We start from the raw sequence: 11,813 nt of genomic DNA on the forward strand, positions 1-11,813 counted from the left end.
AGGGAAGATGCCGGCTCGGCCAAGATGCGGCCGATGGACAGGGGCAGGCATTATCCAGACACCGGCCGCCGCGCGCCAATGGCGGCGGGCCTCGCCATCCTGCTGCTCGCGGGCTGCGGCCGCGACGATGTCCGCCCCGCCTCGCCGCCCCCGGTCGTCGACCAGCGCGAATGGCCGCAGGTGACCCCCGCCGATCCGGCCGCCGCCAACGCCGTGCTGATGCGCGCCATCAGCCTGGTCGGCACGCCGTACCGGTACGGCGGCAACACGCCGGAGGGCGGCTTCGACTGTTCCGGTCTGGTCAACTATGTCTACCGCGACATGCTCGACCTGAAGCTGCCGCGCACCTCGCGGGACCTGGCCGCCTGGCAGGGGCCGAAGATCGAACCGATGAAGCTCGCCACCGCCGACCTGGTCTTCTTCGGCAGCCGAGGCAACGTCACCCACGTTGGCATCTACGTGGGCGAAGGCCGCTTCGTCCATGCGCCCAGCACCGGCGGCACCGTGCGCCTGGACCATCTGGACGCCAGCTACTGGCGCAGCAACTACAGCGGCGCCAAACGCATCCTTCGCTGAATACCGGACGGCGTGTCCGCGTCCTTTCACCTGCCGCTGATGAAACGTTAACAATCAGGCCGGGGCGCTGCGGCACCATCACGCGCTTCCGTCGAAGAGCCCGTGTACACCGCGTGATTCCCGCCGCCCCCTCCGACCTCCTTCGCCGCCCCCTCCGCGGGGTGCGTCCCCTCCTCCTCTCCAGCCTGCTGCTTGCTGCCGGAGGCCCGGCGCTCGCTGCCCCGCTGGCCGCGGATTCCGCCGACACCGTGGCCACGGGCTCCGCCAGCCGCGCCCTGGTCGGCAGCGCCTTCGCACCCGACCGCAGGATGCTCAGCGCATCCGACGTCAACCAGCTCATCGAGGCGCGCGGCCACGCGGCCGCGGCTGACTCCAGCCCCGAACACGCCGGCCCCGCCGGCCGGATCCAGACCCTGCTGCAGCGGGCGATGGCCCTCCTCGGGACGCCCTATCGCTGGGGCGGCAGCTCGCCGGACTCGGGCTTCGACTGCAGCGGCCTGGTGGGCTATGTGTTCCGCACCGCGCTCGGCATCGAACTGCCGCGGGTCTCGCGCGAAATGGCCGGCAACGGCCAGCGCATCGAACGCGCCGCCCTGGCCGCCGGCGACCTGGTGTTCTTCGGCCGCCGCGGCAAGCGCGTCGACCACGTCGGCATCTACGTGGGCGATGGCCAGTTCGTGCACGCGCCCAGCCGGGGCCGCGATGTCATGGTCTCGAGCCTGGACTCCGGCTACTGGGCCGGGAGGTTCCTCCAGGCCCGGCGCGTGGACGGCCTGGGCAGCTAGCCCGGAACACCCGTTCACGCCTCTCTGCCGAAAGCCTCCTGCCCCCCGCGCGCGGGGAATGACGCGGCGGCCGGCGCAAGGCGCCGGCTCCGCCTCACTCGACGGCCGTGAACTCGCCCCACTCCGCCAGCTGGCCGGAAATGGCGCCCCCGTCGCCCACGATGACGATGCTCTGCCGCTCCGGCGCGAAGTACTTGGCCGCCATCGCCTGCACTTCGCCGGCGGTCACGGCACGCACCCTGGGCACGTACTCGCCGAGGTATTCCGGCGGCAGGCCCACCAGCCAGTTCGAGGCCAGGGTCGAGGCCACGGCGCCCTGCAGCTGGTTGGCGATCAGGTAACCCCCGGCGACGTAGCGCTTGGTGTCGTCGAGCTCTGAGGCGGGGACGGGTTCGCTGCCGATGCGCCGGTATTCCCGGAAGAACTCGGTCAGCGAGGCCCCTGTGACCTCGTTGCGCACGTCGGCCGCACCGCTGACGTGGCCGCCCTGTGCGGACACGCTGGCACCGGCGCGGGCGCCGTAGGTGTAGCCCTTCTCCTCGCGCAGGTTCTGCATCACGCGGCTGGAGAAGCTGCCGCCGAGCACCGTGCCCGCCAGCTGCAGCGGGATCGCGTCGGGGTCGGTCGCCGCGACCGCGGGACTGGCCAGGCGCAGGGTCGACTGCACGCTGCCGTCGCGCTGCAGCAGGAGGCGGCTTGCGGCGGCCTGGCGGGGGGCCGGCGACGTCGCGACGACGTCGGGCGCACCGGCGGTGCTCCAGTCGCCGAAGGCGCGCTCGGCCAGCGCGAAGGCCGCGTCGGCGTCGATGCGCCCCGCGACCACCAGCAGGCTGCGGTCGGGGTGGAAGCGGCGCCGGTGCTCCGCGCGCAGGCGATCGGGCGTCACCGCCATGATCGACGCTTCGGTCTGCTGCGTGCGCGCATAGGGATGGTCGCCGTAGACGGCGGACAGCATCGCGCGGTTGGCGCGGAAGCCCGGCTGTGCCTCGGCCGCCTTCAGCGCCTGCAGGGCGTTGGCCTGGGCCAGCCTGACCTCGTTCTCGGGGAAGGAGGGCGCGCGCACCACCTCGGCCAGCAGCGACAGCATCGGGCCGGCATTGGCGGCCAGCGCGTTGCCGTAGACCAGCGCGCCGTCGCTGCCGACCCTGGCGCCGATGCTGCCGCCCTGGGCCTGGGCGAATTCGGCGATCGCGCGCGAGTCGCGCGTGGCGGTGCCTTCGGAGAGCAGGCCGGCCAGCAGCGACGCGAATCCCGGCGCATCGGACGCGTCGGCGACATGGCCGGCGTCGCGCACCGCGAACACGTAGTCCACCCGCGGGATGCCGTCGCGCGGCACCACCCAGACCTCCAGGCCGTTGGCCAGGGTCTTCCTGGCGATCTCCGGCACGGGCAGCGGCTTGTCCGCGGCGTAGGGCGGCAGGTCCCTCGGGAGGTCGGAGGCGAATGCGCCCGCGGCGGCGCCCGCGGCCAGCGCGGACACGGCCAGGGCGAGCAGTGAAGTCTTGAAGAAGCGGTTCATGGTCGTCTCCTCAGTCCTGGCCGGCGTCGGCGGCGGTGCCGGCGGCCTGGAGCATCGCCTCGGGCCTGCGGTCGATCACGGTGCGGTTGTCCCGCGTCAGATAGGTGCGTGCGGCACGCTGCACGTCGGCCGAGGTCACGCCCTCGATCCAGCCCGGGATCCGGTTGACGACGCCGGCGCCGTCCCACATCAGCTGCAGCTTGGCCAGGCTGTCGGCGCGGGACAGGAAGGATTCCAGGCCGTTGTACCAGTCGGCGAGCATGCGGGTCTTGATGCGCGCGAGCGTGGCATCGTCGACGCCTTCGGCGACCACCTTCGCGATTTCCTCGTCGATCGCGGCCAGCACCGCGTCGGCATCGGTCGTGGGCTTGTACAGCGCGAACACGGTGAACAGCGTCGGGCCGTCGTACTCCCACTCGCTGGTCAGGCCATAGAGCGAGTCGACGTTCAGCGCCAGCTCGCGGCCCTTGACCAGGCCCTGGTAGAGGCGCGAGGCGTCGCCGTTGGCGAGCAGCGCGCCCAGCACCGCCATCGGCGCCTGGTCGCGGCTGCCGCGCTCGGGCATCTTCCACGCCGCCGCGATCGCGGGCACCTGGGCCAGCCGGTCGCCCTGCTGGATGCGCTTCTCCTGCGTGTTGAGGCCTTCGCTGAAGTCGGGCGCCGGCGGCGTCGGGCGCCTCGCGATGTCACCGAAATACTTCTCGGCCAGCGCGAAGCCCTCTTCGGGCGAGATGTCGCCGGCCATCGACAGGATCGCGTTGTTGGGGCCGTAGTAGTCGCGGTGGAAGGCCTTCACGTCGTCGAGGGTCGCGGCCTCCAGGTCCTCGAAGCTGCCGTAGCCGTCGTGGTTGTTCTCCCACTTCGCGAAGGCGTGCATGCCGATGTCGATCCACATGAAGCCGCCGTAGGGCTGGTTCTGCACGTTGTTGCGGATCTCCTCCTTCACCACGTCCTGCTGGTTCTTCAGCGTGGACTCGGTGAAGTCGAGCATGCGCATGCGGTCGGCCTCGAGCCAGAGGATCGGCTCGATCGCCGACGAGGGCGCGATCTCGATGTAGTTGGTGAAGTCGGCGCGGGTGGAACCGTTGTTGCGGCCACCGCCGCCGGTGATCACGCGGTCGAACACGCCCTCGGGCGCGTTGGCGGAGCCTTCGAACATCAGGTGTTCGAACAGGTGCGCGAAGCCGGTGCGGTTGCGCGGCTCGAGCCGCATGCCGATGCCGTAGACCACGCTGACGCCGACCACCGGCGCGCTGCGGTCCTCGGACACCACCACGGTCAGGCCGTTGTCGAGGGTCTTCGTGGCGACCGGGATGTCCCAGCGGTCGGTGGCGGCGGCGAAGGCGGGCGCCGCGACCAGCAGCGCGGACAGCCACGCGGTATGGCGGACGGATCTCATGAGTTCCCTCTCCCCTTGTGGACGGGATCAGAACATACCGCGGATGCCGGGACCCGGGGGGCAGCCGGAAGTCACGCCCCGGCCTGGTCACCCTCCTCGACGCCGACGTTGCTGGAGGCCCGCTCGTACACCTCGCGGTCGAGCAGCCCCGTTTCCTTCGCCACCAGCACCGGCACCAGCACCTGGCCGGTGACATTGGTCATGGTGCGCATCATGTCGAGGACGCGGTCGATGGCGTAGAGGATGCCGATCGCCTCCAGCGGCAGGCCGGCGGCGCTGATCACCACGGTCGCCATGATCACTGCCGTGCCGGGCACGCCGGCGGTGCCGAAGCTGCCCAGCACCGAGGCCAGCGCGATCAGGAAGTACTGCCCGCTGGACAGTTCGATGCCCATGAACTGGGCGATGAACACCGCGCCCAGCGCCGGGTAGATCGCGCCGCAGCCGTCCATCTTGATGCTCGCGCCCAGCGGCACCGCGAAGCTGGCGTAGTCCTTCTGCACGCCCAGGTTGTGGGTGGCCGAGGTCAGCGAAAGCGGCAGCGCGGCGTAGCTGCTGGAGGCGACGAAGCCGATCTGCATCGCCGGTGCGGCGCCGCGGAAGAACTTCAACGGGTTCAGCCCGTGCGCCAGCAGCAGCCCGCTGTACACCACCACGATGTGGAAGGCGCAGGCCGCGTACAGCGCGATCACGAACTTGCCCAGCGGCACCAGTTGCTCGAAGCCGTAGCTGCCCACCAGCGCCGCGATCAGGCCGAAGGTGCCCAGCGGCGTGGCCTCGAGCACGAAGCGGGTGACCTGGATCATCATCTCCCGCGACTGGTCCATCAGCGCGCGCAGCCCGGCGGTCTTCTCGCCCAGCTTCACCAGCGCGAAGCCGACCAGGCCGGCGAAGAAGATCACCTGCAGGATGGTGAAGTTGCTCGGCACGATGACGTTCGCGCCGTCCCCGGTCTTGCCGGCGCCCAGCGCGGCCAGCGCGCGGAACGGGTTCTCCGGGACGATGTTGATCAGCACGTCCAGCGGACCGGGCACGTCGCGCTGCCGGTAGTTCTCCGCCACCTGCAGGCTGGCCGCATCGACGCCGACGCCGGGCTTGAGCACCAGGCCGAAGGCCAGCCCGACGGCTACCGCCAGCACCGCGGTGATCGCGAACCAGACGAAGGTGCGCGCCGCCAGCGCCGCGATCGAACGCTGCCCGGCCAGCGAACCCACCGCGCTGACCACGGCGAAGAACACCAGCGGGATGGCGATCATCTTGATCAGGTTGACGTAGACCGTGCCCAGCGGGCCGAACCACGTCTCCGCGGCCGGTCCGAGCAGCCATCCGGCGAGCGCACCGAGCACGAAGCCCGCGGCCACGCGCTGCCAGAACGGGATCTTGAACCAGGCAGTGACCAGCTTCATCGGCATCCAGGAAAACGGCAATGGCGCACAGTAGCCCAAGGTCCGACCGGCGGCGACCGCCGCCGCGGAACGGCGGGTGTCATCAGCGGGACGCTGCGCAGCGGCCATAATGCGCGCTCGCCACCCGTCCGTTCAGGATCCGCATGCCCCGCCCAGCCCTCCCGTTCCTTGCCGTCCTTGGCGCCTGTCTCATCACCGCCTGCGCCACCGGGCCCGCCGGCACCGCCGCGCCCGCCACCGGCCCCGCGACCGCCGCCGTCCACGTCGAAGTGCCGGCGATCCGTCGCCCGGAGGGCGAGACCCCGCAGTGGTGGTACCGGAGCGGGGCCGCGCACGCCGCCGCCAACGGCGCCATGGCCGGACGCGCGAAGAACGTGATCCTGTTCGTGGGCGACGGCATGAGCCTGACCACCGTGGCCGCCGCGCGTATCTTCGCCGGCCAGCGCGAAGGCGGCACCGGCGAGGAGAACCTGCTGTCCTGGGAGCACTTCCCCGCGACCGCGTTCTCGCGGACCTACAACACCAACGCGCAGACGCCGGACTCGGCCGGCACCATGACGGCGATGGCCTCGGGCGTGAAGAGCCACATCGGCGCCATCGGCGTCAGCGCCGGCGGCATCGACGACTGCGCGGAATCCCGCGGCAACCGCGTGCAGAGCTGGCTGTCGCTGGCCGCCGATGCCGGCATGGCGACGGGCATCGTCACCACCGCGCGCCTGACCCACGCCACCCCGGCGGCGATGTACGCGCACGTGCCGAATCGCAACTGGGAGAGCGACGCGTCGACCCCGGCCGAAGCCGTCGCCGCCGGCTGCAGCGACATCGCCAGCCAGTTCATCGACTTCGTCCGCGCCACCGGCGGTCCGCAGGTCGTCCTGGCCGGCGGCGCCCGCGAGTTCCTTCCGGCCGGTGAGGCGATGCCGGGCATGCGAGGCCGCCGCAAGGACGGCCGCAACCTGGTGGCCGAGTGGCAGGCACTGAACCCCGGTGGCGCCTTCGTGCACACCACGGGCCAGTTCGAGGCCGCCCGCGGAGCGTCGCCGGTGCTGGGTCTGTTCGAGTCCAGCCACATGCAGTACGAGCACGACCGCGACCGCGGCCCGGACGGCGAGCCCGACCTCGAAGCGATGACCCGGTTCGCGATCGAGTCCCTGTCGCGCGGCGACCAGGGCTACGTGCTGCTGGTGGAAGGCGCGCGCATCGACCACGCCAACCATGAAGGCAACGCCTACCGCGCGCTCGACGAGACCGTGGCCATGGCGCGCGCCGTGCAGGCGGCGGTGGAGATGACCTCGGCCGAGGAGACCCTCATCGTGGTCACCGCCGACCACTCGCACGTGCTCAGCTTCGCGGGCTATCCACGGCGCGGCAACCCGATCCTGGGCAAGGTCCGCGAGCATGGCGACGGGCCGGCGCGCGACGCCCTGGGGCTCCCCTACACGACGCTGAGCTACGCCAACGGCCCCGGCTACACCGGCGCCAGCAGCGACCAGCCCGAGGGACCGAAGCGCCACTACCACGACCTCAAGCGCGCGCAGGCCGCCCGCGGCCGCCCCGACCTGACCGACGTCGACACCACGCATCCCGACTACCTGCAGGAAGCGCTGGTCCCGCTGGGCTCGGAGACCCACGGCGGCGACGACGTCGGCATCTGGGCGCTCGGCCCCGGCAGCCAGGCGTTCCGCGGCACGATGGAGCAGAACGTGATCTACCACGTGATCGTGCAGGCGGCGCCGAAGCTGCGCGGACAGCTCTGCGCCACGGGAAGCTGCGATGCCGCGGGCGTGCCCGTGGAGCTGCCGCAAGTCCGGGCCGGAGGGCAACTGTAGGAGCGGCTACAGCCGCGACCGGGCGAATCGCGGCCATGGCCGCTCCTGCACCGACCGGGCGATCGCGGCCATGGCCGCTCCTGCAGGGGCGGCGGTCAGAACGGCTTCGCCAGCACCAGCCAGACGATCGCGAGCAGGACGAACACCGGCAGCTCGTTGCGGATGCGGAGGGCCTTCGTCGAAGGCAGGGTCCCGCCCTTCACCACCCCCTTGAGCGCGCGGCCGTCGAGGATGTACAGCGCGAACATCACCGCGACCAGCAGCAGCTTCGCGTGCATCCAGCCGGTACCGGGGCCGACCATGGTCGGGAAGTCCGGGACCACCCGGTAGCCCAGCCACAGCACCAGTCCCGCGACCACCGCCAGCCCGAACATCACGTGCCCGAAGCGGTACAGCCGCCGGCCCATCAGCAGCAGGCGCTCGCGGACCGCGGCGTTGCCGCCGTCCTCGACGATGTTGATCAGGATCCGCGGCAGGTAGAAGGCGGCGGCCACCCAGGCCATCACCAGCACGATGTGCACGGACTTGATCCACAGGTAACTCTGCATTGCGACGGTCCCCGGATGATTCGATCGGCGCAAAGGATGCCACGTTCGCCGCCGCGGCTCGCCTCTCTTGAACCCTGCCCTGGGCCACACTGACGCCGTGAACACCTCGATGAAGCTCTACCACCGGCTGGTGAAGGCCGATCGCTCCGGCCAGGACCCGACGGCGCAGCAGGCCACCGCGCGCAACGCACTGCGCCAGGTCGCGGCGAATTCGCTGCAGGAGATCGGCGACCAGGTCGTCAACGCGAAGACGGTGCTGCCCTGGCTGTTCGCCTCGCTCGGCGTGCCGCCGGTGCTGATCGGGCTGCTGGTGCCGATCCGCGAGTCCGGGTCGATGCTGCCGCAGGCCGCGCTGACGCCGATGATCCGGCGGATGCCGCGCCGGCGCACCGCCTGGGTGGCCGGGGCCATGGGCCAGGCGCTGGCCACCGCCGCCATGGCCTTCGCCGCGGCGGGGCTGTCCGGCACGGCCGCCGGCCTGGTGATCCTGGGCGCGCTCACGGTCTTCGCACTGTCGCGTTCGCTGTGTTCGCTGGCCGGAAAGGACGTCATGGGCCGGAGCGTGCCCAAGGGCGAACGCGGGCAGATTTCCGGCATCAGCACGGTCCTGTCCGGGGCGGTGGCGGTCACGCTCGGGCTCGGCATCCGCCTGCTCGGCGGCGACGAGGTGTCGTCGACGGTGCTGGCGGCGCTGCTCGGCGCGGCCGCGCTGGCGTGGACCCTGGCCGCGGCCGTGTTCGCCGGCATCCGCGAGCCGGCCGACGCCGACGCCGGCACCAATGCCGATGTCCATGCCGACGCCGACGTCGGGCCGCAGACCGGTGATGGTCGCGGCGGCTGGCTACGCTCCTCCTGGCGCCTGCTTTCCGACGACGCGCCGTTCCGCCACTTCGTGCTGGCGCGCACCCTGCTGCTGGTCTCCGCGCTCAGCCCGCCGTTCGTGGTCGCGCTCGCGGCGCGCGCGGGCGGCGTCGGGCTGGACGGGCTGGGGCCCTTCGTGCTCGCCCAGGGCCTGGCCAGCCTGGTCGGCGGCAGGTGGTTCGGGTCCTTGGCGGACCGCTCCTCGAAGCGGCTGATGGTCGGCGGCGCCGCCTTCGCGTCCATGCTCGTGCTGCTGTTCCTCGCCGCCCTGGCGGTGCCCGGGATGCGCGCGCAGTGGTGGCTGTATCCGCTGGTCTACCTGTTGCTGGTGCTGACCCACACCGCGGTGCGGGTGGCGCGCAAGACCTACGTCGTCGACATGGCCGAAGGCGACCGGCGGACGGAGTACGTGGCGGTGGCAAACACCGCGATGGGCATGCTGCTGCTGGTGGTCGGCGGCGTGTCGGGCGCACTGGCCGCGCTGGGGACGGAGGTGGCGCTGGCCTTCCTGGCCCTGCTGGGGCTTGCGGGCGTACAGGTGAGCCGCCGCCTGCCGGAAGTCAGCCACCACGGGTGACAATGGGGGCCTGCTCAAGGGATCCCGTGCATGGAAAAGCGCTACGACCGCGACTACTTCGACCGCTGGTACCGCCGCGGCGGCATCGGCGGGCGCCAGCGGCTGGCGCGCAAGGTCGCGCTGGCGGTGGCCACCGCCGAGTACCACCTGGAGCGCCCCGTGCGCACCGTGCTCGACGTCGGCTGCGGCGAGGGCGCCTGGCGCGCGCCGCTGCTGAAGCTGCGGCCGAAGCTGCGCTACATCGGCTTCGACAGCAGCGAGTACGCGGTCGGTCGCCATGGCGCAAGGCGCAACCTCCACCATGCGCGCTTCGCCGACTTCGAGCACCTGCGCCCCTGCCCGCCCGCCGACCTCGTGGTCTGCGCCGACGTGCTGCACTACCTGCAGGCACGCGAGCTCGACCGCGGCCTTCCGGGCCTGGCCGAACTGTGCGGCGGCGTCGCCTTCCTCGAGACCTTCGCCCGGGAGGATGCCGCCGAGGGCGACGAGGACGGCTTCTTCGGCCGGCCGGGCGCCTTCTACCGCCGGCGCTTCGAGGCGGCCGGGTTCCGCGCGCTCGGCTCGCACTGCTGGCTGTCGCCGGCGCTCGTGCCCGGCGCGACCGCGCTCGAACTGGCCTGAGCGGCGGCCCTCGCGGCGGAAAACTGAACGCGGCGGCCTGTCCCCATGGTCACTTCCGCGCGTCCGAGCCTGCGTTATGCTGCGGCGCATCAGGAACAGGGGCTCCACCGCCGATGATGTACCAGCTCCACGAACTCAACCGCAGCCTGCTCGCGCCCTTCACCGAGCTGGCGCAGGCGAACGCGAGGATCTTCGGCGCCGACGGCACCTGGCTCTCCTCGCTCCCCGGCGCCGCCCGCGTGGCCGCCGGCAACGAGCTGCTGCACCGCATCGGCAAGGACTACGAGAAGCCGCCCTTCGCCATCCACCAGGTGGTGAAGGACGGGCACGACGTGCCAGTGGTGGAGAAGGTGGCCCTGGACCGGCCGTTCTGCCGCCTGCTGCGCTTCAAGCGCTACACCGACGACGCGCGGAACATCCTCGGCATGAAGGACCAGCCGACCGTGCTGGTGGTCGCGCCGCTGTCGGGCCACCACGCCACCCTGCTGCGCGACACCGTGCGCACCCTGCTGCCCGACCACAAGGTCTACATCACCGACTGGGTCGACGCGCGCATGGTGCCGAAGGGCGCCGGCGCCTTCACGCTCGACGACTACATCGCCTACATCCAGGACTTCATCCGCCACATCGGCGCCGGACGCCTGCACGTGGTGAGCGTCTGCCAGCCGACGGTGCCGGTGCTGGCCGCGATCTCGTTGATGGCCTCGCGCGGCGAGGACGTGCCGCGCTCGATGGTGATGATGGGCGGCCCGATCGACACCCGCGAGTCACCGACCGCGGTCAACAACCTCGCCGCCAAGCGACCGCTGTGGTGGTTCGAGAACAACCTGATCCACGTGGTGCCGCCGAACTATCCCGGCCGAGGCCGCCGCGTGTACCCCGGCTTCCTGCAGCACACCGGTTTCGTGGCCATGAACCCGGAGCGCCATTTCATGTCGCACTGGGATTTCTACCAGGACCTGGTCAAGGGCGACCTCGAGGACGCGGCCTCGCACCGCCGCTTCTACGACGAGTACAACGCCGTGCTCGACATGCCCGCCGAGTACTACCTCGACACCATCCGCGTGGTCTTCCAGGACCACCTGCTGCCGCACGGCACCTGGGACGTCGCCGGCGAGCGCGTCGACCCGGCGGCGATCCGCGGCAGTGCACTGATGACCATCGAGGGCGAACTCGACGACATCTCCGGCCTCGGCCAGACCCGCGCCGCGCACGGCCTGTGCACCGGCGTCGCCGACGCCGACCGCGAGCACCTGACCGTCGAGGGCGCCGGCCACTACGGCATCTTCAGCGGCCGCCGCTGGCGCACGCAGGTGTATCCGAAGGTGCGCGACTTCATCGCGGGGCACGACGTGGAGGCGGCGACGAGGCGTGCAGCGCCGGTTCGACCATCGCAGCCAGAGCTACCCGAGCGGCAGCATCACCGTCATGTCGTGGATGGGTGACTCCATGAAGCCGTGCTTGAGATAGAACGACTTCGCTGCGTCATCAATGGCATGGCAAAGCAGCGCACGGGCGCCGACCTGCTCACTGGCCTGCAACGTGCGCAGCACGGCATCCTTGAGCAAGCCCCGGCCGATGCCTTGGCCAACCCTGTCCACGTGCACGGCCAGACGCCCCAGCACAATGACGGGGATTGGATCAGGCATGTTGCGACGGATGCGACCAGGTGTAATGACCCAGTGATTTCCT

At 71.2% G+C, this 11,813-nt stretch carries 11 protein-coding genes; 6 read left to right on the forward strand and 5 right to left on the reverse strand.

Annotated elements, in window-relative coordinates; translation table 11 throughout:
* The first annotated feature begins 78 nt into the window (after positions 1–78).
* Both FPZ22_RS03455 and FPZ22_RS03460 read left to right on the forward strand, forming a co-directional pair.
* Positions 79–576: a C40 family peptidase gene (locus FPZ22_RS03455; RefSeq protein WP_246120922.1), complete on the forward strand. Its 498-nt coding sequence runs from the start codon at positions 79–81 to the stop codon at positions 574–576.
* 113 nt (positions 577–689) lie between these two features.
* On the forward strand, positions 690–1,361 hold the full coding sequence (locus tag FPZ22_RS03460) for a C40 family peptidase (RefSeq protein WP_168198920.1): 672 nt from the start codon (positions 690–692) through the stop codon (positions 1,359–1,361).
* A 94-nt stretch (positions 1,362–1,455) separates the two neighbouring features.
* On the opposite strand, the gene FPZ22_RS03465 is transcribed toward FPZ22_RS03460, so the two are convergent.
* The 3 genes from FPZ22_RS03465 to FPZ22_RS03475 form a co-directional block, all read right to left on the reverse strand.
* The gene (locus FPZ22_RS03465; protein ID WP_144890365.1) at positions 1,456–2,880 is read right to left on the reverse strand and encodes a M16 family metallopeptidase; all 1,425 of its coding nucleotides are present in this window, start codon (positions 2,878–2,880) and stop codon (positions 1,456–1,458) included.
* 10 nt (positions 2,881–2,890) lie between these two features.
* Positions 2,891–4,279: a M16 family metallopeptidase gene (locus FPZ22_RS03470; protein ID WP_144890368.1), complete on the reverse strand. Its 1,389-nt coding sequence runs from the start codon at positions 4,277–4,279 to the stop codon at positions 2,891–2,893.
* 71 nt (positions 4,280–4,350) lie between these two features.
* The gene (locus FPZ22_RS03475) at positions 4,351–5,685 is read right to left on the reverse strand and encodes a dicarboxylate/amino acid:cation symporter (protein ID WP_144890371.1); all 1,335 of its coding nucleotides are present in this window, start codon (positions 5,683–5,685) and stop codon (positions 4,351–4,353) included.
* Positions 5,686–5,828: 143 nt separating this feature from the next.
* On the opposite strand from FPZ22_RS03475, the gene FPZ22_RS03480 reads away from it, so the two are divergent.
* Positions 5,829–7,514 carry an alkaline phosphatase family protein gene (locus FPZ22_RS03480; RefSeq protein WP_144890374.1) on the forward strand — a complete coding sequence of 562 codons (1,686 nt, stop codon included), beginning with the start codon at positions 5,829–5,831 and terminating at the stop codon, positions 7,512–7,514.
* 95 nt (positions 7,515–7,609) lie between these two features.
* On the opposite strand, the gene FPZ22_RS03485 is transcribed toward FPZ22_RS03480, so the two are convergent.
* The gene (locus FPZ22_RS03485) at positions 7,610–8,062 is read right to left on the reverse strand and encodes a CopD family protein (protein WP_144890377.1); all 453 of its coding nucleotides are present in this window, start codon (positions 8,060–8,062) and stop codon (positions 7,610–7,612) included.
* A gap of 97 nt (positions 8,063–8,159) precedes the next feature.
* Here FPZ22_RS03485 and FPZ22_RS03490 point away from each other — a divergent pair, with 97 nt between their 5' ends.
* The 3 genes from FPZ22_RS03490 to FPZ22_RS03500 all read left to right on the forward strand — a co-directional run bounded on the left by FPZ22_RS03490 (position 8,160) and on the right by FPZ22_RS03500 (position 11,566).
* Positions 8,160–9,500 carry an MFS transporter gene (locus FPZ22_RS03490; protein WP_144890380.1) on the forward strand — a complete coding sequence of 447 codons (1,341 nt, stop codon included), beginning with the start codon at positions 8,160–8,162 and terminating at the stop codon, positions 9,498–9,500.
* A 30-nt stretch (positions 9,501–9,530) separates the two neighbouring features.
* Positions 9,531–10,121, forward strand: coding sequence for a class I SAM-dependent DNA methyltransferase (locus FPZ22_RS03495; protein ID WP_168198921.1), 591 nt, complete (start codon positions 9,531–9,533; stop codon positions 10,119–10,121).
* A 113-nt stretch (positions 10,122–10,234) separates the two neighbouring features.
* The gene (locus FPZ22_RS03500; protein ID WP_144890385.1) at positions 10,235–11,566 is read left to right on the forward strand and encodes a polyhydroxyalkanoate depolymerase; all 1,332 of its coding nucleotides are present in this window, start codon (positions 10,235–10,237) and stop codon (positions 11,564–11,566) included.
* On the opposite strand, the gene FPZ22_RS03505 is transcribed toward FPZ22_RS03500, so the two are convergent.
* Positions 11,525–11,770: a GNAT family N-acetyltransferase gene (locus FPZ22_RS03505; RefSeq protein WP_144890387.1), complete on the reverse strand. Its 246-nt coding sequence runs from the start codon at positions 11,768–11,770 to the stop codon at positions 11,525–11,527. The two genes, FPZ22_RS03500 and FPZ22_RS03505, sit on opposite strands and share 42 nt — an antisense overlap.
* Between the last annotated feature and the right edge of the window lie 43 nt (positions 11,771–11,813).

Source organism: Luteimonas granuli (assembly GCF_007795095.1).
Lineage (GTDB): Bacteria > Pseudomonadota > Gammaproteobacteria > Xanthomonadales > Xanthomonadaceae > Luteimonas > Luteimonas granuli.